This window comes from Streptomyces sp. MMS24-W38, assembly GCF_059889265.1.
Genome location: NZ_JCBCPP010000001.1, coordinates 591,831 through 614,287 on the forward strand (window position 1 = coordinate 591,831; position 22,457 = coordinate 614,287).

Below are 22,457 nucleotides of genomic sequence, written 5' to 3' on the forward strand. Positions count from 1 at the left end.
CCGTTCTCACCGTTCTCGCCCTTCTCGCCCCGGCGTCAGGGGATGCGGGTGAGCAGGCGACCCTTCGGTTCGGTGAACTCGCCGTCGGTCATGACGCGCCGGCCGCGCAGCCAGGTGGACTTCACGACGCCGTACAGGGTCTTGCCCGCGTACGCCGTCACCCGGTTGCGGTGCTGGAGCCCTTCGGGGTCGACGGTGAAGGTCTCGTCGGGGGCGAGGACGGCGAAGTCGGCGTCGCGGCCGGGCGCGATGGCGCCCTTGCGGGTGTCGAGGCCGACCAGTTCCGCCGTGCGCGTCGACATCCAGCGCGCGACGTCCTCCAGGCCGTGGCCCCGTCCGCGGGCCTCGGTCCAGACGGCGGACAGGCTGAGCTGGAGGCCGGAGATGCCGCCCCAGGCGGTGGCGAAGTCGGCGGTCTTGAGGTCGGCGGTGGACGGGGAGTGGTCGGTGACCACGCAGTCGATGACGCCGTCCGCCAAAGCCCGCCAGAGCGGGTCCCGGTTGGCGGCTTCACGGATGGGCGGGCAGCACTTGAACTCGCTGGCGCCGTCCGGGACTTCCTCGGCGGTGAGGGTCAGGTAGTGGGGGCAGGTCTCGACGGTGACGCGTACCCCGTCGGACTTGGCCTCGGCGATCAGCGGCAGCGCGTCGCTCGAGGACAGATGCAGGATGTGCACGCGCGCGTCGAGGCGCTTCGCCTCCGCGAGGAGCAGGGCGACGGCGGTGTCCTCGGCGTCGCGCGGACGGGAGGCGAGGAAGTCGGCGTACTTCGGGCCGGCGTACCGCGGGGCGGCGGCGAGGTGGTCCGGGTCCTCGGCGTGCACGATCAGCAGCCCGTCGAAGGCGGCGATCTCCGCCAGGGTGCGGGCCAGTCGCTCCGGACCGAGGTGCGGGAACTCGTCGACGCCGGACGGCGACAGGAACGCCTTGAAGCCGAAGACCCCGGCCTCGTGCAGCGGGCGCAGGTCCGGGACGTTGCCGGGCAGGGCGCCGCCCCAGAAGCCGACGTCGACATGGGCCCGGCCCGCGGCGGCCCGCTGCTTGGTGCGCAGATGACCGGCCGTCGTCGTCGGCGGGAGGGAGTTGAGCGGCATGTCGACGAGCGTGGTGATGCCGCCGGCCGCCGCCGCGCGGGTGGCGGTCCAGAAGCCCTCCCACTCGGTACGACCCGGGTCGTTGACGTGCACATGAGTGTCGACCAGGCCGGGCAGCAGAACGTCGTCGCCGAGGTCCGCCAGGCGGGCCGCCTTGGGGACGGGCGCCTCGTACGGCAGGACGGCCGTGATGGTGCCGTCGGCGACCGCCACCGACGCGGCCCGCGTTCCCCCGGGAGTGACGACGCGCGTCGAGCGCAGCACCAGTTCGGTGTCGGACACCCGTGCCCTCCTCCCCTCCACCGGCGCACTTCCCAGGAGTTCAACTTTCTGTTGAAGGAGTCTTCACTCCCCCTCCCGCGCCGTCAAGGGGCACACCGCCCGGACGGCGACCGGCGACCGCTCTCCGGATGTTTCCATGAAGCGGAATGAGCCTTCCGTAAGGCAGAATTCAGTAACGTGCCATCAGGCGGCCCGCCGGCCGCCGGGTAGGCTTCTCCCTTCCCGCAGCCCTGAAAGGAAACGCGCCGTGCCGACGTCCAGCGCCAGCACCAACGGCTCCCTCCGGCCCACCTCCGGCGGGGTCCAATCCCTCGAGCGCGCCTTCGACCTGCTCGAAAGGATGGCGGACGCGGGCGGCGAGGTCGGTCTCAGTGAGCTGTCGGCGAGCAGCGGACTGCCCCTGCCGACCATCCACCGCCTGATGCGCACCCTCGTCGCATGCGGTTACGTGCGCCAGCAGCCCAACCGCCGTTACGCGCTCGGCCCGCGCCTGATCAGGCTCGGCGAGTCCTCCTCCAGGCTGCTGGGCACCTGGGCGCGCCCCTGTCTCGCCCGCCTGGTGGAGGAGACGGGCGAGACGGCGAACATGGCGCTGCTCGACGGGGACGAGGTCGTGTACGTCGCGCAGGTGCCGTCCAAGCACTCCATGCGGATGTTCACCGAGGTCGGCCGACGCGTCCTGCCGCACTCCACCGGGGTGGGCAAGGCCCTGCTGGCCGGTTTCCCGCCGGAGGACGTACGGGCCCTGCTCGCCCGCACCGGGATGCCCGCCGCGACGGACAGGACCATCACCACACCGGAGGGGTTCCTGGCGGCGCTCGACGAGGTGCGCCGCCAGGGCTACGCCATCGACGACAACGAGCAGGAGATCGGCGTGCGCTGCCTCGCCGTCCCGGTGCCCGACTCCCCCACCGCCGCGGCCATCTCGATCTCCGGTCCCGCGGGACGGGTCACGGAGTCGGCCATGGAGCGGATCGTGCCGGTGCTCCAGCAGGTGGCCAGGGAACTCTCCGAAGTGCTCACCACTCCGGGCGGCGGCCCGACGGCCTGACCGACCGGCCGGGCCGCCCGACCCGGTCGGCCATCCCGCGGATTCGCCGCCCCTCGACCTCAGCGCCCGCGCACGCCCCCTTCCAGGGGGTGTTCCGCAAGCCCGTTCGTCAATCTCGGGGTGCCGGTCCGAACAGTTCCACCGCGTCCCGCACCTCCCGCAGCCCCGGCCCCAGTGCGCTCACCGAGCCGATCGCGCCGGCGATCAGCAGCAGGGAACGGCGCAACCGGGGGATCTCGGCACTGCCGTCCGCCACCAGGGCGTCCAGTGCGGCCAGTTCCTCCTCCGCGATGCTCCGATCAGGGAACTCCGCAGGATGGGCCGCGAGTTGGCGCCGCAGCCGGGACACGGCGGAACGCAGCTCCGTCACCCGCGGATCGTCCTGACGGCTGCCGCCCGTACGCCTTTGCTCTACGCTCCGCAACACAGTCCTCCCCCTCACGCACCACGGTGCGCCTCTCCCCACCGGCCACGCCGCCCCCGTCACCGGTGCGCGCCAGTAAACGCCACCCCACCCCCTCCGCGCCAGTCCGCTGCGTCATCGGCTTGCTCCACAGCGTGACATCGCGCCGTACGGACACCCGGCGGCAGGTGCGGTATGCAGAGTCCGTGACGACACCGACGAAACACCGGAGGAGCCCGGACGCCGAGCAGGCGGCCCCGGAGCGGGTCGTGGGACTGCTGCTCGCGGCGGGCGGCGGGCGACGACTGGGCGGCCGCCCCAAGGCGCTGCTGACGTACCGGGGACGACCGCTCGTGGAACACGCCGTACGGTGCCTGCGCGAGGGCGGCTGCGAGCGCGTCCACGTGGTGCTCGGCGCGGGGGCGGACGAGGTACGCGCGCGTGCCTCACTACCGGACTGCGTGCTCGTCGACAACCCCGCATGGGAGCAGGGCATGGGCTCGTCCCTGCGGGCCGGGCTCACCTCGCTGACCGGTACGGACGCCCGGGCCGCGCTGGTCCTGCTGGTCGACCAGCCCGGGATCGGGCCGAGGGCGGTCGCGCGGGTACTCGGCGCACGCGCGGCGCGAGAGCCGCGGGATTCACTCGCCTCGGCCACCTACGCCGGCGTACGCGGTCACCCGGTCCTGTTCGGGTCCGCGCACTGGGCCGGTGTCGCCGCGACCGCGACCGGCGACCGGGGGGCGCGCGCCTACCTGAAGGAACACTCGGACCGGATCACGCTCGTCGAGTGCGGGGACGTGGCCGAGCCCTACGACATCGACACGGAGAAGGACCTGACCCGCCTCGAGTGAAGGGCGGACACCCGGCGCCGCCGTGACCCGACCCGAAGCACCTCGGCCCGAAGTGCCTCGACATCAACAGACCATTGAACTTCCACAATGAGGAAACTACTATCCACTGCCCAGAGCGCCCGCCTGAAGGAAGTGACAGCTGATGTCCGCACCAGCGCCGTCCCCGCTGGCCATCGTCGACGCCGAACCCCTGCCCGGGCAGGAGAAGGTCCTCACCGAGGCGGCACTCGCCTTCGTGGCCGAGCTGCACCGGCGGTTCACGTCCCGGCGTGACGAACTCCTCGCCCGCCGCGCGGAGCGCCGTGCCGAGATCGCCCGCACCTCCACGCTCGACTTCCTCCCGGAGACGGCCGCCGTCCGCGCGGACGACTCCTGGAGGGTGGCCCCGGCCCCCGAGGCCCTGAACGACCGACGTGTCGAGATCACCGGCCCCACCGACCGCAAGATGACCATCAACGCCCTCAACTCGGGGGCGAAGGTCTGGCTCGCGGACTTCGAGGACGCCTCGGCGCCCACCTGGGAGAACGTGATCACCGGTCAACTCAACCTGATCAACGCCTACACCCGCACCATCGACTTCACCGACGCGGCGTCCGGCAAGTCCTACGCCCTGCGCCCGGCCGAGGAGCTGGCGACGGTCGTCATGCGCCCGCGCGGCTGGCACCTGGACGAGCGGCACCTCTCCGCCCCGGGCGGCACCCGGGTACCCGGTGCCCTGGTCGACTTCGGGCTGTACTTCTTCCACAACGCCAGGCGTCTCCTCGACCTCGGCAAGGGTCCGTACTTCTATCTCCCGAAGACGGAGTCCCACCTGGAAGCCCGCCTGTGGAACGACGTGTTCGTCTTCGCGCAGGACCACCTGGGCATCCCCCAGGGCACCGTCCGCGCCACCGTCCTCATCGAGACGATCACGGCCGCGTACGAGATGGAGGAGATCCTCTACGAACTGCGCGACCACGCCTCGGGGTTGAACGCGGGACGCTGGGACTATCTGTTCTCCATCGTCAAGAACTTCCGTGACGGCGGCGCCAAGTTCGTCCTCCCGGACCGCAACGCGGTCACGATGACTGCCCCGTTCATGCGGGCGTACACCGAACTCCTCGTGCGTACCTGCCACAAGCGGGGCGCGCACGCGATCGGCGGTATGGCGGCCTTCATCCCGTCCCGCCGGGACCCGGAGGTCAACAAGGTCGCGTTCGAGAAAGTCCGCGCCGACAAGGACCGTGAGGCGAACGACGGTTTCGACGGCTCCTGGGTCGCCCACCCGGACCTGGTCCCGATCGCCATGGAGTCCTTCGACCGGGTGCTGGGCGACAAGCCGAACCAGAAGGACCGGCTGCGCGAGGACGTCGACGTCAGCGCCGCCGACCTGCTCGCGATCGACTCCCTGGAAGCCGAGCCGACGTACGCGGGCCTGGTCAACGCCGTCCAGGTCGGTATCCGCTACATCGAGGCATGGCTGCGCGGCACGGGTGCGGTCGCCATCTTCAACCTGATGGAGGACGCGGCCACCGCCGAGATCTCCCGCTCCCAGATCTGGCAGTGGATCAACGCGGGTGTCGTCCTCGACAACGGCGAGCGGGTCACCGCGGAACTGGTCCGCAGGGTCGCCGCCGAGGAACTGGCGGACATCCGTGCCGAGACCGGCGACGAGGCCTTCGCGGCGGACCACTGGCAGCAGGCCCACGACCTGCTCCTGAAGGTCTCCCTCGACGAGGACTACGCCGACTTCCTCACCCTGCCGGCGTACGAGCAGCTCCAGGGCTGACGCCCGCACGCGACCGTGGCCCCGGAGCGGCCCTGGGGCCACGGTCGGCCGGCGGCGCGAACCGGCCTCGTCCGAGGGGTGACCGGTCGGGACGCGCCGCTCGGTCTGCCGCTGCGCCATCGGACACCTCACTCGGGGCCACCGGTCAGCCGAGCCGCATGAGGGCGAGGTTGAGGGTGACGACGTTCACCCGGCGCCGGCCGAGGAAGCCGAGATCGCGGCCCTGCAGGTGCTGCTCGACCAGTCGGCGCACGGCCACCGGGTCCAGGCCACGCGCTGTGGCGACGCGGTCGACCTGCTCATCGGCGTAGGCCGGGGAGATGTGCGGGTCGAGGCCGGAGCCGCCGGCCGTGAGCGCGTCCGGCGGGACCTGTGCCGGGTCGACACCGTCGAAGGCGGCCACGGCCGCCCTGCGGTCCTGGACGGTCTTGGTCAGGGCTGCGTCGTCGGGGCCGAGGTTGGACCCGCCCGAGGCGGTCGGGTCGTAACCGGTGCCCGCCGCCGAGGGCCGGGGCTGGAACCACTTCGGGTCCGGTCGCGGCTGCTCCTTCGGGTCGTTCGGGTTCTTCTTGGGCAGGTCGTAGTTCTGGCCCAGCAGGCCGGAACCGACCACCTGCCCGTTGTGTTCGAGCTGCGAGCCGTTGGCCTGCCGGGGGAAGGCGCTCTGGGCGATTCCGGTGATCAGCAGCGGGTACGCCAGCCCGCAGATCACGGTGAAGACCAGGAGCAGGCGCAACGCGGTCAGGTGCAGCCGGATCCAGGGCGTGCGTGAGGTCGGCACGGCAGCTCTCCCTTCACTGCAGACCGGGAAGGAACTGAACCAGGAGGTCGATGAGCTTGATCCCCAGGAAGGGCAGGATCAGCCCGCCCACCCCGTACACGCCGAGGTTGCGGCGCAGCAGTGCCGAGGCCGAGGAGGGCCGGTAGCGGACGCCGCGCAGGGCGAGCGGGATCAGGGCGACGATGATCAGCGCGTTGAAGACGATCGCCGAGGTGATCGCCGAGGTGGGGCTGTGCAGGCCCATGATGTTGAGGTGGTTCAGGCCCGGGTAGACGCCCGCGAACATCGCGGGGATGATCGCGAAGTACTTCGCGATGTCGTTGGCGATCGAGAAGGTGGTCAGCGCGCCGCGGGTGATGAGCAGTTGTTTGCCGATCTCGACGATCTCGATCAGCTTGGTGGGGTTGGAGTCGAGGTCGACCATGTTGCCGGCCTCCTTGGCGGCCGAGGTACCGGTGTTCATCGCCACGCCCACGTCGGCCTGGGCGAGGGCCGGGGCGTCGTTGGTGCCGTCACCGGTCATCGCGACCAGCTTTCCGCCGCCCTGCTCCTGCCGGATCAGCGCCATCTTGTCCTCCGGGGTGGCCTCGGCGAGGAAGTCGTCCACCCCGGCTTCGTCGGCGATGGCCCGGGCGGTGAGCGGGTTGTCGCCGGTGATCATGACGGTCCGGATGCCCATCCTGCGGAGGTCCTCGAACCGCTCCCGGATGCCGTGCTTGACCACGTCCTTGAGATGGAGGACGCCCAGGACGCGGGCGGGCTCGTCACCGTGCCGGTCCGCGACCACCAGCGGTGTGCCGCCCACGGCGGAGATCCCGTCGACGAGCGGGCCGATCTCCGTGCCCGGCGTGCCCCCGTTGTCCTGCACCCAACGGATCACCGCACCGGCCGCACCCTTGCGGATGCACCGGATGCCGCCGTCCTCGGGCAGGTCGGCGCCGCTCATCCGGGTCCGGGCGGAGAACTGGATCCATTCGGCGTGCCCGATCTCCTGCTGGGTCCGGGCGCGCAGGCCGTACTTCTCCTTGGCGAGGACGACGACGGACCGGCCCTCCGGTGTCTCGTCGGCGAGGCTGGAGAGCTGCGCCGCGTCGGCCAGTTGCCGCACGTCCGTGCCGCCGACCGGGATGAACTCGGCGGCCTGGCGGTTGCCGAAGGTGATGGTGCCGGTCTTGTCGAGCAGCAGGGTGGAGACGTCACCGGCCGCCTCGATCGCCCGGCCGGACATGGCAAGCACGTTGCGCTGCACCAGCCGGTCCATGCCCGCGATGCCGATCGCCGAGAGCAGTGCGCCGATGGTGGTGGGGATCAGCGCCACCAGCAGGGCGACCAGGACGACGATGCTCTGCTCGGCGCCCGCGTAGGCGGCCATCGGCTGCAGGGTGACCACCGCGAGCAGGAAGATGATCGTCAGCGATGCCAGCAGGATGTCCAGTGCGATCTCGTTGGGGGTCTTCTGCCGGGCGGCGCCCTCGACCAGGGCGATCATGCGGTCGATGAAGGTCTCCCCGGGCTTGGAGACGATCTTCACGATGATCCGGTCGGACAGCACGGTGGTGCCGCCGGTGACGGCGCTGCGATCGCCACCGGACTCGCGGATCACGGGAGCCGACTCCCCGGTGATCGCGGACTCGTCGACCGAGGCTGCGCCCTCGACCACGTCGCCGTCGCCCGGAATCAGCTGGCCGGCCTCGACGATCACATGGTCACCGGGCCTCAGGTCGGCTGCGGGGATCGTCTCCTGCGGCAGTACCACCAGGCCGGGGCGCCACGGTGAGGTGATCCGCCGGGCGACGGCCTCGGTACGGGTGCGGCGCAGCGTGTCCGCCTGGGCCTTGCCCCGGCCCTCGGCCACGGCCTCGGCCAGGTTCGCGAAGACCACCGTGAGCCCCAGCCAGACGGTGATCAGCCAGGCGAAGACGCTGGTGTGCCGGATCGCCGAGTAGGTGGTCAGCGCGAAACCGACCTCCACCACGAACATGACCGGGCGACGGGCCATCACCCGGGGGTCGAGCTTTCGCAGCGCGTCCGGGAGGGAGCGGACCAGCTGTTTCGCATCCAGCATCCCGCCCGAGACGCGGTGCGCCTGGTGCGCGGGCGGCGCGCCCGCCGACGCCGTCACCGGCGGATCCCTTCCGCCAGCGGTCCCAGGGCGAGGGAGGGGAAGTAGGTGAGCCCGACGACGATCAGGACGACGCCGGTCAGCATCCCCACGAACAGGGGCCGGTGGGTCGGCAGCGTGCCGGCGGTCACCGGCACCGGGCTCTGCCGGGCCAGCGATCCGGCCAGGGCCAGCACGAACACCATCGGCAGCAGCCGCCCGAACAGCATCGTCAGGCCGAGCGCGGTGTTCCACCAGGTACTGGTGGCGGTGAGACCGGCGAACGCGGAGCCGTTGTTGTTGGCTGCCGAGGTGAAGGCGTACAGCACCTCGGAGAAGCCGTGCGGGCCGCTGTTGAGCATGGCGGCCCGCTCCGCCGTGAACGTCATCGCCGTGCCGGTGCCGATCAGCACGAGCGCCGGGGTGGCGAGAATGTAGAGGGAAGCGAACTTGATCTCCCGGCTGCCGAGTTTCTTGCCCAGGTACTCGGGTGTGCGACCGACCATCAGACCGGCCACGAAGACGGTCACGATCGCCAGGATCAGCATGCCGTACAGCCCCGAACCCGCACCGCCCGGCGCGATCTCGCCGAGCATCATGTTGAACAGCAGCACGCCTCCGCCGAGTGGAGAGTACGAGTCGTGGGCCGAGTTGACCGCGCCCGTCGAGGTCGAGGTGGTGGAGGCGGCGAACAGCGTCGAGGCCGGGATGCCGAAGCGGACCTCCTTGCCCTCCATCGCCGCGCCCGCCGCTTGGAGTGCCGTGCCCTCGTGCTGCCATTCGAAGAAGGTCAGCAGGGAGGCGGAGGCGATCCAGAGCAGTGCCATCACGGCGACGACGGCGTGGCCCTGGCGCCGGTCGCCGACCATCGTCCCGAAGGTGCGCGGCAACGAGAAGGAGATCACCAGGAGCAGGTAGATCTCCAGCCAGTTGGTCAGCGGCGTGGGGTTCTCGAACGGATGAGCGGAGTTGGCGTTGTAGAAGCCGCCTCCGTTGGTGCCCAGCTCCTTGATGGCCTCCTGGGTGGCCACCGGCCCCCCTGGAAGGCTCTGGGTGCCGCCGCTCATCGTGGTGACCTGGACAGCCCCGTGCAGGTTCTCCACCATGCCGCAGGCCACGAAAACGACGGCGAAGACGACTGAGACCGGGAGCAGCAGGCGCAACGTCAGCCGGGTGACGTCCACCCAGAAGTTGCCCACCCGGTCGGTGCGGCTGCGGGCGAATCCCCGGATCAGCGCTGCCACGACGGCGATCCCCACGGCGGCAGAGAGGAAGTTCTGCACCGTCAGCCCCGTCATCTGCACCAGATGGCCCATGCTCGACTCGCCCGAGTACGACTGCCAGTTGGTGTTGGTCACGAAGGAGACCGCGGTGTTCCAGGCGGTCGCGGCGGGCACAGCCGGGAAGCCGAGCGAGAGCCACAGGTGGTTCTGCAGACGCTGGAAGCCGTAGAGGAAGAGCACCGAGACCGCGGAGAAGGCGAGCGCGCTGCGCAGATAGGCCATCCAGTGCTGGTCGAAGTCCGCGTCGACACCGATCAAGCGGTAGAGGACGCGTTCCGTCCGCAGATGCCTGCGGCTGGTCAGCAGATGCGCCAGATAGTCACCGAGCGGCCGGTGCGAGAGCGCGAGCGCGACCACCAGGGACAGCGCCTGCAGGCTGCCCGCAAGCACCGGGTCCACCTCAGAACCTCTCCGGATGGATGAGGGCCAGTACCAGATAGACGATGACGACCGCCGCGACCACCAGTCCCAGGATGTTGTCGGCCGTCACAGGCGCCCCACCCCCTTGGCCAGAACGGCAAGGACGCCGAACGCGAGGACGGTCACACCGATGAAGACCAGGTCCACCACGGTGACTCCACTCCGTAACTGATCGATCGGTCCGGTGAGGAGATTGTCGGCCGCGGAGGAAGGGCATGCCGACTTTTCCTGGGCCGTCGGGGTCGGGCGCAAGGATTGCATCAACGATTGGTGCTGGTTTGCCGCGCGGGGTGCCGGGCCTGCTACACCGGAGGTCAGGAGGTGCGCCATGCTCCGGTTCGTCACCCGTGGGCCGTTCTCCCTGCTCGCAGCGGTGCTGGCCCCGGTTGCCCTGTGTGCGGTGCTGCTGCCGTGGCGCGGCGGCCTGGCGAACGCCGACGTCGCCCTGATGCTGGTCGTCGTGGTGGTGGCGGTGGCCGCTCTGGGACACCGGGGAGCCGCTGCGCTTGCCGCGGTGGGCGCCGCCCTGTGGTTCGACTTCTTCCTCACCCGGCCCTACGAGCGGTTCACGATCAGCAAGTCCACCGACATCACCACCGCACTTCTGCTGCTCTGCGTCGGCCTGACGGTCTCCCAACTGGCAGCCCGCGCAAGGCGTTTCCGGGTGATAGCGATCACGGACGCCGGATACCTGGCACGGATCCACGACACCGCCGTGCTCTCCCGCTCGGCCGACTCCGCCCTCACCGTGGTCGACCACGTGGGGGACGAGTTGATCGACCTGCTGCAGCTGCGTGGCTGCCGCTTCCAGTACGGCTCCCTGATCGGCCACCCGCCGCGTCTGGAGCACGACGGCTCGATCACCATCGGGCGCAGGCAGTGGGACGCGGACCGGCTCGGCCTGCCCGACCAGGAGGTGGAGGTGCGCATGTTCGGCAACGGCAGGTACATCGGCCGGTACATGCTCGCCCCCACGCCCGGAGCGGTGCCCTCGCGGCAGGCGCGGCTGGTCGCGGTCACCCTGGCGGACCAGGCCGGGGCAGCCATGGACGCCTTGTGGCAGTCGGCGAGGGCGGCATGACGGGGCGTTCAGCCCGTGGCCGGCTCTCCCGGCCAGACGCGCAGGCCGAAGACGAAGGTGGTCCCGCCTCCCGAGGTGCTCTCGACCGTGAGTTCGCCGCTCATCGCCTCGACGAAGCCCTTGGCGACCGTGAGGCCGAGCCCCACCCCGCCGTCGGCGCCGCCGTCATGGGGCCGACTGCGCCGGAAGGGCTGGAAGAGGTTGTCCGAGTCGACCTCCGAGATGCCGGGGCCACGATCGATCACCCGCACGTCGACCCGGCCGGCCACGGCGCCGGCGTCGACCACCACCTCGGCGTCCGGCGGGGACCACTGGCGTGCGTTGGCCACCACGTTGGCCAACGCACGCTCCAGCAGTCCGGGGTCGGCCTCGACCTTCGGCAGGCCGTCGGCGATCGCGATCCTGACGTCGGCGGCGGCCTGTTCGTCCGGAAGGCTGTCCACCGCCGCCCGGACCACCTCGTCGAGATCGGCCGGCCGGAGCGTCACCGGCACCGCGCCGACCTGCAAACGGCTCAGGTCCAGGAGGTTGGCCACAAGACGGTTCATCCGCTCCGACTCGGCGCCGATCCGGGTGGCCAGCCTGTGAACGCGCTTCGCGTTCCGTTCGGTCTCGGGTGACCGGAGACCGGCGGCGGCCGCGCTGATCGACGCCAACGGGGTACGCAGGTCGTGCTCCACCGCCTCCAGCAGGTTGATGTGCAGTGCGTCGGTGCGGGCCAGCGCCTCCGCCGCCCGGGCCTGGGCGGTCAGCCGCTCCCGCTCCCGGATCAGCCGCAGCTGGGTGACGAACGGGCCGAGCAACCGGGCATCCTCCTGGCTCAGCGACGGGCCCGCCAGGACGAGCGCCGTGTCCTGCCCGAGGTCTGCGGCGAAGGCCGCCTCCTCCGGCCGGGCGGGCGGCACCGGGCCCGAGGACGCCACCGGGCGCCACTCCTCGCCCATCCGGACCATGACGGCCGCGCCGTCCAGGGCGAAGACCCGGCACAGCTCCCCCAGCAGCTCGGGCAGCGCCCTGGCGGCGGAATCCACCGTCTCCCCCGCCAGCCGGGCCAGTACCTGCGCCTCCGCGCGGGCTCGGGCGGCCTGCTGCGAACGCCGGGCCAGACCGTCGATCAGGTGCGCGATGATCCCCGCGACGGCCAGGAACAACAGCAGGGCCGCCGTGTCCGCCGCCCGGCCGATGACCAGGTTGTGCCAGGGGGTGGTGAAGAAGTAGTCCGCGGCCACCGCCGCCGTCGCGGTGGTGGCCGCCGCCGGGAGCAGCCCACCCAGCCGGGCCACCCCGGCAACGAGCAGCAGCAGGCACAACAGCGCCCCGGAAAGGCCGAGTGAGCCGCGTAGCGGCGACAGCACCGCCGCAAGCGCGACCGCTCCGGCCGGCCCGAGCAACCAGGCCGCCCAGCTCCGCCGCGCCGGCACCGGTGCGGGCCTGTGGCGGTGCGGCACCGGCGGTACGGCGAGCAGATCCGGGTCGGGCGGTGGCAGCACCCGGACGTCGATCGGCCCGGCCATGCGGACCACCCGGTTGATCACCGAACCACCGATCAGCTCCTTCAGCCTCGAGCGGCTCGTCGGCCCGAGCAGGATCTGGGTTGCGCTCTCCGCGCGGGCGAAGTCCACCAGGGCCTGCGCGACATCGCTGCCGCTGATCTCCACATAGCTGCCGTGCAGCTCGCGCAGCAGCCGGCGCTGCTCCTCCAGGCCCGGCGGTTCCGACTGCAGCGTGCCGTCGTCCAGCCGGACGTGGATGCCGATCAGATCGCCGTGCACCCGGGCGGCCGTTCGGGCGCCCCGGCGGATCAGGTGCTCGCCCTGCGGGGCACCGTTCAGGGCGACCGCGATCCGTTCCTTGGTCTCCCAGGGGGCACTGATACCGTGCCGGGCCCGGTAGTCGGCGAGCTCCTCCTCGACCCGGTCTGCCAGCCAGAGCAGCGCCAGTTCGCGCAGCGCACCGAGGTTGCCGGCCCGGAAGTAGTTGTCCAGCGCCACGTCGATCCTGTCGGGCCCGTAGATCTCGCCCTGCGCCATCCGGGTGCGCAGCGCCTCGGGGCTCAGGTCCACCAGCTCGATCCTGTCGGCGGCCCGGACGACCGCGTCGGGGATCTGCTCGCGCTGGACGATGCCGGTGATCTGCTCGACCACGTCGTTGAGGCTCTCCAGATGCTGGATGTTCAGCGTCGTCGCGACGTCGATGCCGGCCCGCAGCAGCTCCCCCACGTCCTGCCAGCGCTTTGCGTGTCTGCTGCCGGGCACGTTGGTGTGGGCCAGCTCGTCCACCAGGGTCAGCGCGGGCCGTCGGACCAGCAGCGCGTCCAGGTCCATCTCGGTCAGCTCGATCCCCCGGTACCACGACACCCGGCGCGGCACCACCGGCAGATCGGCCAGCTGCTGCTCGGTGCCCCGACGGCCGTACGTCTCGACGAACCCCACCACCACGTCAAGGCCGCCCGCGCGCAGCCGGCGCCCCTCGGCGAGCATCGCGTACGTCTTCCCGACACCTGGCGCGGCTCCCAGGAACACTCGCAGCTTGCCTGCCATGACCGATCGGGGTCCTTCCTCGCCCGTCCCGCAGCTCCATGGTCGCACTGAGCGGCCTCGATGCCGCCCTGTTGGCCCGGTCCATCCGGGCGGCCGTACGCGGGCGCGGTCCAGGGCGGCACGGTGCATGTCTGCCCTGGACTCGAAGTGCCGGTAGAGCATCACACGGGTGATGTCCGCTTCGCCGACGACGTCGTCGAGGCTGGTGGCCGCGGGGTCCCCGGTCACCGGTGACGAGTTCTTCGCGGAGTGCGCACGGCACTTCTCACACGTCCGGGACACCGTGGCACTGCCGCGCGGAACCTGGCACGACAACGGGTCGACGCTCGCGGCCGAAGCCCGACTCGACGACGAGCAGGAGACGATGCCGCGGCTCGCCTGCGGCATCGCCACCCGGACCGCGCCGGAGACCAGTCAGCTCGTGCACCGCTTCGCGGGCGTCCAGGTCATGCGCGACGGCGCGTGGCAACGCTTCTTCCGCGACAGCCACGCCAAAAGCCGGCACCGGGGTTCCCCTCACACCGCGACGCAGAAGTGCAACCGGATCCTGCCGGGCTCCCTGCCCGCCGGGGCGCACCGGGGTTCTTCGACCTCGCCCCCCGGCAGGCGACGGCGGGAGGGGGCGCGGGGTACGAGAAGTGGCAGGCCCCAGCCCTCATCCCGGCCGTGATCCCAGATGTACCGACCAGTCCTGGGCCGCCTCCGGCTTGCCGTGCAGGTCGGGGACGCGCTTGAGCCAGTCCGGGCGGCCCTGCCGGGTCCGGGCCGCCCGGCGCGCGTTCTCCTCGGCCAGTTCCTCCGCGGCGGGGAAGTCGGTCGGCAGCCACGCCGGGGAGGCCCGCACGCGCGCGTGGAGATACGCCACGTACGCCTCGCGGGCCGCGTCGGGCGTCGCGAAGTCCGGGTCGTCGGCCAGCCAGGCGTCGGGCACCTCGGCGGTGATGGCCCGCAGCAGTTCCTCGGTCACCAGGGGAGCGAGTTCGGCGTCGGCGGCGCGGACGTCGGGCGCGTAGCGGCCGAGGGCGTGGTGGCGGAAGTCGTACGCCTTCGCCGGGTCGGAGGCGGCCCAACGGTGGTGGAAGACGAGCGCGGCCCCGTGATCGATGAGCCACAGGCGCGGCGGGGCGACGCCGAGCGTCGGCCAGACCATCAGATTGGAGCTGTGCGTGGTCCGGTCCACGTTCACCGTGAGCGCGTCGAGCCAGACGATCCGCCCGGCCTCCACCGGATCGACGGGGAAGACCTCGGCGATCTCGGGCGTGAAGTCCCGCGCGCCCGGCAGGTAGTCCATGCCGAGGTTGGTCCCGGCGCTGGCGGAGTGCAGCTCCCGCACCTCCTGGTGGGGCTCGCCGTCGGCGATCGCCGGGTCGAAGTCCACCAGGACCAGCTCCGGAAAACGCAGCCCCAGGGCGCGGGCCAGCTCACCGACGATCACCTCGGCGACCAACGCCTTGCGCCCCTGCGCGGACCCCGTGAACTTCACGACGTACGTGCCGAGGTCGTCGGCCTCGACGACTCCGGGGACGGAACCGCCGGAGCGCAGGGGCACGAGATAGCGGGTGGCGGTGACCTCAGACAGCATCTCCCCAGGCTATACGGGGCCGATCCGCAGAGTTTCCGAGCGTCGGCGACGGTCGGTATCAGTCGTGGGGTGCTCGGTCGAGGCCGGTGAGCGCGCGTCCCATGCGTGCGAGTGCCTGGCGCAGGATCGCCGGTGAGGTCGCGAAGTTGAGACGTACGCATCCCGCGCCGCCGGTGCCGAAGACGTGCCCGGAGCTGAGGGCGACGCGAGCCTCGTCCAGGAACATCCTCGCCGGTCCGGCGAGGTCGCTGACGACGCCCGGACCGTCGGCCGGACGGTCCTCGTGCAGTCCGAGCCCGGTACAGTCCAGCCAGGCGAGGTAGGTGCCCTGGGGCGGGACGTACCCCACGCCGGGGAGGTGTTCGTCGATCAGCTTGCCCAGCAGGCTCCGGTTGTCGTCGAGTCCGAGCAGGAGTTCGTCGAGCCAGTCGGTGCCGTCGCGGAACGCCGCGGTGTGGGCGAGGACGCCCAGGTGGCTGGGGCCGTGGCCGACCTCTTCGGGCATACGTCGAAGGTCGTCCGCGGCCTCGGTGCCGGCGATGGCCAGGGCGGCCTTGAGGCCGGCCAGGTTCCACGCCTTGGACGCGGAGGTCAGGGCGAACCCGTTCTCGGAGCCGGGGACGCTGAGAAACGGTGTGAAGACGGCTCCCGGCAGCACCAGCGGGGCGTGGATCTCGTCGGAGACCACCCGGACACCGTGCCGGCGGGCGAGCGCGGCGATCGCTTCGAGCTCCGCACGGGTGTGGACGACACCGGTCGGATTGTGCGGGTTGCTCATCAGGAAGGCCGCGCGGCGGCCGTGGCGTCGTGCGCGTATGAACGCGTCCTCGAGGCCGGCGAGGTCGATCCGGCGGTCGGGGCCCAGGCGGGCCTCGACGACCTCCCGGCCGTCGTGCGCGACGAACGCGTAGAACGGCGGGTAGACGGGTGAGCAGACGACGACCGCGTCGCCGGGGCCGGTGATGAGGCGGAGGACCTCGACGACGCCCAGCATGACGTCGGGCACGATCGCGGTGTTCTCCACCCGCAGGCCGTCCCACCTCCATCGCGCGGCGGCGAAGTCGGCGAGGGCTTCGGCGTAGGCGGTGCCGTACGGGTATCCGGTGTCTCCCAGGTCGACGGCCCGGTGCAGCGCGTCGGCGACGGCGGGGGCCAGGGGGACGTCCATCTCCGCCACCCAGAGCGGGAGGACGTCCTCGGGGTGCGTGCGCCACTTCAGGCTGGTGCGCTGCCGTAACTGCTCCAGGGACAGCCGGACCAGCGGATCGGTGCGGTCGCCGTCCCCGGGCTCGGGCTCGGAGGGTGAGTGGTGCGTGGCCTCGCTCATGCGTAGCTCCCCTCGCCCGGGAGAACCGGGCCGGTGTGGTGTCGGTGTGATCGTTCTGCTGGACGGTACCCCCGTTTCCACCGTGTGCCGACCAAGAGGTCCGAGAGGGCGGGTGGTTGCCGGGCCGGCTGCCCGACGGACGCCCGGCAGCCGGTGTGATCGGCCCTCCCGGGCCGGTCGGCCGGCGAGCCGGTGCCACCGTGTCCGGCAGCCGCACCCGCGCCCGGGTCCCGCCGGCTCCATGCGGGACGGGTGGCGCGGTCCTCCGGGACCGGAACCGAGGCACATGACCGAGCCGATGACCCGGTCGGGGCCCAGGATGCCGGGGAGCTCGCGCAGGTCCGGCTCCGCCGCTTCCATCCGGCCCGACCAGCAAGGCACCTCGTAAGTGAGGTCTTCCCGCGGTCCCGCCACGAGCTTCGCCGCGTTCGACGTCGGGAACCCGCTCACCCACGGCGGGCTGGGTCCGGCGGTCCGCCTGGCCGAGCGGTGCGTCCTGCCCGGTCCGGTCCGGGAGAAGGTCCTCCTGACCGAACGCCGGTCCGGGCAGGACGGCTTCACGCAACTGTTCACCGCACCGCATGCGCCACCGCACCCCGTCCGACGCGCCTTGACCGACTCGCCCGCAGGGCCTGAGAGAGGAACACGGGAAAGGACGGGCGGACCGGCTGCCGCCACATGCCCGAACCCACAGATCACCCATCGCGCGTCTCCTACGCCCTCGGAATGATCACGTCGGAATCAAGCCGGTGAATCCGGGCTCAGTCACCACCGAAAGTGCGCCAGGGCCTGGTCAACGGCGGATCTGCTGATCAAGGAGAGACACCGGATGAGCGAGACCGTTGTCGGGACCGGGACGGTGAAGGAGCCACCCCCGGCGCATTCGTCATCACCGACGACGGCTGCCCCTGATCACCTCACCGTCACCGTCAGGCGCCACCGATAGGCGCCACAGACATAGCCGGACAGTGCCGCATGGGGGTGAGCCACATTGTGGCGTCCAGTTCGTCATCGCCGACGACGGCTAGCCCCTGTTCACCTCACCGTCACCGTCAGGCGCCACCGATAGGCGCCACATACATAGCCGGACAGTCCCACATGGGGGTGAGCCACATTGTGGCGTCCAGGTGGCGTGAAACACACTGCCCGGACGTCGCTCAGGAATCGAATCCGTGATGGACCCCTGGGGCGTATCCGTCGTCGCGTTGAGGAGCCATACGGCCATGCGTAGATCCGTTTTTCTTCCCGCCACCCTGGTCGCGATCGCTGTCGCGTTCACCGCTTCCTGCTCCAGCCCGGGCAGCAGCACCGCCTCCGAGTCGAAGGAGGTGCAGGTCGCCCTCGTCACCTCCACCAGTGGGCCGCTGGCCTCCTACGGCGAGCAGTACCTGCAGGGCTTCGAAGCCGGCCTCGACCACGCCACCGAAGGCACCGGCAAAGTCGACGGCATCAAGGTCACCGTGCTGAAGGACGACGACGCCGGTGATCCGGCCAAGGGCGTCTCCCTGGCCAAGAAGCGCATCGGCCAGGGGGTGCCGATCATCGCCGGCACCGCGGCCTCCGGGGTGGCCACCCAGATCGCCCCGGTGGCGGCACAGAACAAGACGCTGTACATCAGCGGGCCCGCGGCCACCGACGCGCTCACCGGCGTCAACCGCTACACCTTCCGCTCCGGACGTCAGACCTTCCAGGACGTGACGACCGCCAAGCACATCCTGGGCGACTCCCAGGGCAAGAAGGTCGTCGTCCTGGCCCAGGACAGCGCCTTCGGGCAGGCCAACGCCGAGGCCGTCAAGGCCGTGCTGGGCACCGACGGCACCACGGTGACCTCGGTGCTGGCGCCGCCCAGCGCCACCGATCTGACCCCCGTGGCAAGCAAGGTCAAGGCGGCCAAGCCGGACATGGTCTTCGTCGCCTGGGCGGGAGACACCGCCCAGTCGATGTGGTCCACCCTGGACCAGCAGGGCGTGCTGGATGCCGCCACCGTCGTCACCGGCCTGGACATCCGGGCCAGTTACCCGGTCTTCGGCAAGGCCCGCGAGAAGGTCACCCTGCTGGCCCACTACGTGCCCGAGGCCACCAGCACGCCGGAGGCCGAGGCCATGCGAGCGTACTTCGCGAAGAAGAAGTGGAACGAGGACCTGTTCTCGCCGGACGGCTTCAACGCCGCCCAGATGGTCGTCGAGGCCATCAAGGCCGGTGGAGCGGACGGGGACACCGACGCCATGATCAAGGCCCTGGAGGGCTTCACCTTCTCCGGGGTCAAGGGGGAGAACACCGTGCGGGCGGGCGACCACGCACTGCTGCAGCCCACCTTCCAGGCGAAGTTCGCCTCGGCCGACCACCCGGAGGTGTCGAAGACCTTCCCCGCCGAGCAGGTCGCGCCCGCCGAGAAGAAGATCGGCTGACGCATGACGCCCGTACTGCAACTGGACCGGCTCAGCTGGTCGGTCGGTGGCGCCAGCATCATCAACGAGGTGTCCCTCGCCGTGCGTGAGGGGGAACTGCTGGCCGTCATCGGCCCCAACGGAGCCGGAAAGACCTCCCTGTTCAATCTCATCTCCGGCCTGACCTCTCCGACCGGCGGCACCATCCGCCTCGACGGTCACGACATCACCTCCCTGCCGCCGCACCGGCGCTCCCGCCGGGGCATCGGGCGGACCTTCCAGTCGTCCTCGGTCTTCTCGACCATGACGGTGGCCGAACACGTGGAGCTGGCCGCCCGGTCCGCCGGGGTGCGCCGCGTGAGCACGGCCGACGTGACGGGGGTACTGGCCCGGGTTCGCCTGGCCGACCGCGGCGCCGATCTCGCGGCCGGCCTGTCCCACGGCGACAAGCGCAAACTCGAGTTGGCGATGCTTCTCGCGCCCACCCTCGCCGGTGGCTCGGCCGGAGCGCGACTGATGCTGCTCGACGAGCCGATGGCGGGTGTGGCCGCGGAGGAGACCGGCGAACTCACCGACCTCATCCGTTCGCTGCACCGCGACGAGGGCCGGACCGTGATGCTCGTCGAGCATCACATGGAAGTGGTGCTCGGCCTGGCCGACCGGGTCGCCGTCATGCACCACGGGCAGTTGCTCGCCGCCGCGGCACCGGCCGAGGTCATGGCGAACGCGACCGTCCAGCAGGCCTACCTGGGAGACGAGCTCTGATGTCATCTCCACCGATACTCACCGTCAGCGGCCTCGAAGTGAACATCGCCGGGTCGCACATCCTCAAGGGCATCAGTTTCGACGTCCCGGCCTCCGGGGTGACCGCCCTGCTGGGGCGCAACGGCGTCGGCAAGACCACCACGATCCGCGCGGTCCTCGGACTGCTGCCCGACGGCGGACAGGTGACCGCGGGCCGCGTCACTTTCGACGGCCACGACATCACCGCCGAACCCACCCACCGCACGATACGCCGCGGCATCGGCTACGCCCCCGAGGACCGCGGGATCTTCGCCGGCCTGACCGTCGCCGAGAACCTCACCCTGGCCGAACGCCCGGGCAGCGCCCACCACTACGACCTCGTGCACGATCTGTTCCCCGAACTCGCCACCCGCCGCGACCAGCGCGCCGGCACCCTCTCCGGCGGTCAGCAGCAGATGGTCGCCCTCGCCCGGACCCTGCTCAACGACAACGCTCTGGTCATCGTGGACGAACCCACCAAGGGCCTGGCGCCCCGCGTGGTCACCGAGGCCGCCGAGGTCCTGGAGCGCGCCGCGGAGCGGGTGCCGCTCCTGCTCGTCGAACAGAACCTCGCCGTCGTCCGCCGACTGGCTCGCAGCGCCGTCGTGCTGGACGCCGGACAGGTGGTGCACACCGGGGACGCGCGCGAACTGCTCGCGGACACGGAGCGGACGACCGCGCTGCTGGGTGTCGGCAGCCACTCGAAGAACGGAGCCGCCTGATGGACACCCTCGTCCTGCTCACCCTGACCGGTCTGGGCCTGGGAGCCCTGTACTTCCTCATCGCTTCCGGTCTGGCCCTGATCTTCGGGCTGATGGACGTGCTGAACTTCGCGCACGGCGCGTTCCTCACCGTCGCCGGCTACACCGCCTGGCGCACCGCCGAGACGGTCGGCGGGGTTCCGGGGCTGCTGCTGGCGGCTGTGGTGGGCACGGCCACCGGCCTCGCCCTGGCGGTGGTGGTGGAGCTGGTTCTCATCCGGCGGCTGTACGGCCGGGTCAAGGAGCAGATCCTGGTCACCGTCGGGCTCTCGCTGGCCATCCCGGCGGCGGTACAGACCATTTGGGGCGCCGACGCCCGCACCTTCCCGGTGCCGGACGCGCTGAGCGGCACCGTCGGGGTGCTCGGCGCCCAGGTGCCCGTCAACCGCTTCCTGCTGATCGCGGTGGCGGTACTCGTTCTCTTCGGCGTCCAGATGTTCCTGTCCCGTACCCGCTACGGGCTCATCGTCCGCGCCGGGGTCGAGGACCGGGCGATGGTGACGGCGCTGGGCATCGACGTCACCCGGGCCTTCACCCTCGTCTTCGCGCTCGGCGGTGCCCTGGCGGGACTCGCCGGCGTACTGGGCGGAATCTACTTCGGCTCGCTCTCCCCTCATCAGGGAACCTCACTGCTCATCTTCGCCTTCGTCGTCGTGATCATCGGTGGCCTCGGCTCGATCACCGGCGTCGCGCTGTCCGCACTCAGCGTGGGCCTGGTGCAGCAGTACGCCAACTACTACGCGGGCGGTTACGGCGACCTCGCCGTCATCATCATGCTCGCCGCCGTGGTGCTGGCCCGGCCGAAGGCCGGCACCGACTCGCCGCTGCAGCGGCTGCGGCGCGCGCTCACCGCACCCCGGGCACAATCCGCAGGAGGCACGGCATGACCGCCACCCCCACCCCGCGGGTGACCCCCGCCGCCGCACCGGTGAAGCCGTCCGCGCCACCACGGGCCGGGCGACTGCGGCGGGTCCGGTCGGTGACCGTCCCGGCCGCCGTGCTGCTGGTGCTCGCGCTGCTGCCGTACTCGGCAGTGGACATCCCCGTACTCCTCGACGGTCCGGTCAACTCCCCGGGATCACTGCAGCTGTTCGCGCTCTGCCTGGTCTTCGGCGCGCTCGCGCTCGGCTACGACCTGATGTTCGGCCGCACCGGGCTGCTGTCCTTCGGCCACGCCCTGTACATCGCCGGCGGCGCCTACGGCACGCAGCTGGCCATGGCCGAACTCGGCCTCGGTCTGCTGCCCGCCGCCCTGCTCACCCTGGTTCTCGGCACTTTGGCCGCCCTCGTCCTCGGCGCCATCTCGTTGCGCACGCTCGCCCTTGGCGGCGTCGGCTTCGCCATGGTCACCCTGGCCTTCGCCCAGGCGGGTGCGATCTGGGTGGAGCGCAACCCCGGTGGTCTCACCGGCGGCGAGGAGGGCCTGCCACTGCACACCGACGGGGTGCCGGCAGCGCTGGTCGGCGTGCAGAACACCGCCAACATCTACTGGCTCGCCCTCGGCTACCTGGCCCTGGTCGCCACCGTCGTATGGATCGCCACCGCTCGCCCGGTCGGCCGCGTCTGGCAGGGGATCCGCGACAACGAACAGCGCGTCGCGGTCCTCGGCCGCAGCCCGTTCGCCTACAAGCTCGGCGCCTTCACCCTCGCTTCCGCACTCGCCCTTCTCGGCGGCGTGCTGCACCTCTTGGTCACCGCGGGCGCCACTCCGCACACCTCCACCTCGGAGTTCACGCTCACCCTGCTGGTCATGGCGGTGCTGGGCGGTAGCGGCACCCGCTGGGGACCGATCGTCGGCGGGGTGCTCTTCACCTACCTCGACCAGCGGCTCGGTGGCTGGAACCTCGGCGTGGAGCCCATGCTGATTCTGGGTGCGCTCTTCATCATCGCCGTCTACGCGGCCCCCGGCGGCATCGCCGCCCTGGGCCGAAGGAGGAGTTCGTGACCGTGCCCACCCGA

Annotated in this window: 20 protein-coding genes; 10 read left to right on the forward strand and 10 right to left on the reverse strand. The window is 71.1% G+C overall.

The features are described from left to right. Positions 1-35: 35 nt before the first annotated feature. The gene (gene allB / locus AC6F7H_RS01675) at positions 36-1,376 is read right to left on the reverse strand and encodes an allantoinase AllB (protein ID WP_500754723.1); all 1,341 of its coding nucleotides are present in this window, start codon (positions 1,374-1,376) and stop codon (positions 36-38) included. A gap of 247 nt (positions 1,377-1,623) precedes the next feature. Here allB and AC6F7H_RS01680 point away from each other — a divergent pair, with 247 nt between their 5' ends. Continuing rightward, entirely contained in the window at positions 1,624-2,427 is an 804-nt protein-coding gene (locus tag AC6F7H_RS01680; protein ID WP_500754724.1) for an IclR family transcriptional regulator, read from the forward strand. A 109-nt stretch (positions 2,428-2,536) separates the two neighbouring features. On the opposite strand, the gene AC6F7H_RS01685 is transcribed toward AC6F7H_RS01680, so the two are convergent. Continuing rightward, a complete protein-coding gene (locus AC6F7H_RS01685) occupies positions 2,537-2,797 on the reverse strand; it encodes a DUF5955 family protein (protein WP_500754726.1) in 261 nt (86 codons plus the stop codon). Positions 2,798-3,036: 239 nt separating this feature from the next. Here AC6F7H_RS01685 and AC6F7H_RS01690 point away from each other — a divergent pair, with 239 nt between their 5' ends. Then, entirely contained in the window at positions 3,037-3,684 is a 648-nt protein-coding gene (locus AC6F7H_RS01690; protein WP_500754727.1) for a nucleotidyltransferase family protein, read from the forward strand. Positions 3,685-3,826: 142 nt separating this feature from the next. After that, positions 3,827-5,452, forward strand: a complete 1,626-nt coding sequence (aceB, locus tag AC6F7H_RS01695) for a malate synthase A (protein ID WP_500754728.1) — start codon at positions 3,827-3,829, stop codon at positions 5,450-5,452. A 145-nt stretch (positions 5,453-5,597) separates the two neighbouring features. On the opposite strand, the gene kdpC is transcribed toward aceB, so the two are convergent. Genes kdpC through AC6F7H_RS01720 form a run of 5 tightly spaced genes read right to left on the reverse strand, consistent with a single transcriptional unit; the run spans position 5,598 to position 10,367 of the window. Next, positions 5,598-6,233, reverse strand: a complete 636-nt coding sequence (kdpC, locus tag AC6F7H_RS01700; protein WP_500754730.1) for a potassium-transporting ATPase subunit KdpC — start codon at positions 6,231-6,233, stop codon at positions 5,598-5,600. 13 nt (positions 6,234-6,246) lie between these two features. Next, positions 6,247-8,298: a potassium-transporting ATPase subunit KdpB gene (gene kdpB / locus AC6F7H_RS01705; RefSeq protein ID WP_500761616.1), complete on the reverse strand. Its 2,052-nt coding sequence runs from the start codon at positions 8,296-8,298 to the stop codon at positions 6,247-6,249. Positions 8,299-8,351: 53 nt separating this feature from the next. After that, entirely contained in the window at positions 8,352-10,016 is a 1,665-nt protein-coding gene (gene kdpA, locus AC6F7H_RS01710) for a potassium-transporting ATPase subunit KdpA (RefSeq protein ID WP_500754731.1), read from the reverse strand. A 1-nt stretch (position 10,017) separates the two neighbouring features. Beyond that, on the reverse strand, positions 10,018-10,107 hold the full coding sequence (locus AC6F7H_RS01715; protein WP_109378870.1) for a potassium-transporting ATPase subunit F: 90 nt from the start codon (positions 10,105-10,107) through the stop codon (positions 10,018-10,020). Next, positions 10,104-10,367 (reverse strand): hypothetical protein, encoded by a 264-nt coding sequence (locus AC6F7H_RS01720; RefSeq protein WP_500754732.1) that lies wholly within the window; start codon positions 10,365-10,367, stop codon positions 10,104-10,106. Before AC6F7H_RS01720 ends, AC6F7H_RS01715 begins: the two co-directional genes overlap by 4 nt. Between AC6F7H_RS01720 and AC6F7H_RS01725 the strand changes: the two genes are divergently transcribed. Then, positions 10,366-11,118, forward strand: coding sequence for a DUF4118 domain-containing protein (locus AC6F7H_RS01725; protein WP_500754733.1), 753 nt, complete (start codon positions 10,366-10,368; stop codon positions 11,116-11,118). The genes AC6F7H_RS01720 and AC6F7H_RS01725 overlap by 2 nt on opposite strands. Before the next feature lie 8 nt (positions 11,119-11,126). On the opposite strand, the gene AC6F7H_RS01730 is transcribed toward AC6F7H_RS01725, so the two are convergent. Beyond that, positions 11,127-13,658, reverse strand: a complete 2,532-nt coding sequence (locus tag AC6F7H_RS01730; RefSeq protein ID WP_500754734.1) for a sensor histidine kinase — start codon at positions 13,656-13,658, stop codon at positions 11,127-11,129. A 172-nt stretch (positions 13,659-13,830) separates the two neighbouring features. On the opposite strand from AC6F7H_RS01730, the gene AC6F7H_RS01735 reads away from it, so the two are divergent. Next, positions 13,831-14,328 carry a hypothetical protein gene (locus AC6F7H_RS01735; RefSeq protein ID WP_500754735.1) on the forward strand — a complete coding sequence of 166 codons (498 nt, stop codon included), beginning with the start codon at positions 13,831-13,833 and terminating at the stop codon, positions 14,326-14,328. Here AC6F7H_RS01735 and AC6F7H_RS01740 read toward each other — a convergent pair. Together AC6F7H_RS01740 and AC6F7H_RS01745 are read right to left on the reverse strand one after the other, a co-directional pair. Further along, on the reverse strand, positions 14,314-15,240 hold the full coding sequence (locus AC6F7H_RS01740) for a HipA family kinase (RefSeq protein ID WP_500754736.1): 927 nt from the start codon (positions 15,238-15,240) through the stop codon (positions 14,314-14,316). The genes AC6F7H_RS01735 and AC6F7H_RS01740 overlap by 15 nt on opposite strands. Before the next feature lie 58 nt (positions 15,241-15,298). After that, a complete protein-coding gene (locus AC6F7H_RS01745) occupies positions 15,299-16,567 on the reverse strand; it encodes a MalY/PatB family protein (protein ID WP_500754737.1) in 1,269 nt (422 codons plus the stop codon). 1,223 nt (positions 16,568-17,790) lie between these two features. On the opposite strand from AC6F7H_RS01745, the gene AC6F7H_RS01750 reads away from it, so the two are divergent. The 5 genes from AC6F7H_RS01750 to AC6F7H_RS01770 are packed head-to-tail and all read left to right on the forward strand — an operon-like array spanning position 17,791 to position 22,443. Continuing rightward, positions 17,791-18,975 carry a substrate-binding domain-containing protein gene (locus AC6F7H_RS01750; RefSeq protein WP_500754738.1) on the forward strand — a complete coding sequence of 395 codons (1,185 nt, stop codon included), beginning with the start codon at positions 17,791-17,793 and terminating at the stop codon, positions 18,973-18,975. 3 nt (positions 18,976-18,978) lie between these two features. Further along, entirely contained in the window at positions 18,979-19,719 is a 741-nt protein-coding gene (locus AC6F7H_RS01755; RefSeq protein WP_500754739.1) for an ABC transporter ATP-binding protein, read from the forward strand. Beyond that, positions 19,719-20,459 carry an ABC transporter ATP-binding protein gene (locus tag AC6F7H_RS01760; RefSeq protein WP_500754740.1) on the forward strand — a complete coding sequence of 247 codons (741 nt, stop codon included), beginning with the start codon at positions 19,719-19,721 and terminating at the stop codon, positions 20,457-20,459. The genes AC6F7H_RS01755 and AC6F7H_RS01760 overlap by 1 nt, the downstream gene beginning before the upstream one ends. Further along, positions 20,459-21,385: a branched-chain amino acid ABC transporter permease gene (locus tag AC6F7H_RS01765; RefSeq protein ID WP_500754741.1), complete on the forward strand. Its 927-nt coding sequence runs from the start codon at positions 20,459-20,461 to the stop codon at positions 21,383-21,385. Before AC6F7H_RS01760 ends, AC6F7H_RS01765 begins: the two co-directional genes overlap by 1 nt. Then, entirely contained in the window at positions 21,382-22,443 is a 1,062-nt protein-coding gene (locus AC6F7H_RS01770) for a branched-chain amino acid ABC transporter permease (protein ID WP_500754742.1), read from the forward strand. The genes AC6F7H_RS01765 and AC6F7H_RS01770 overlap by 4 nt, the downstream gene beginning before the upstream one ends. Positions 22,444-22,457: the final 14 nt, after the last annotated feature.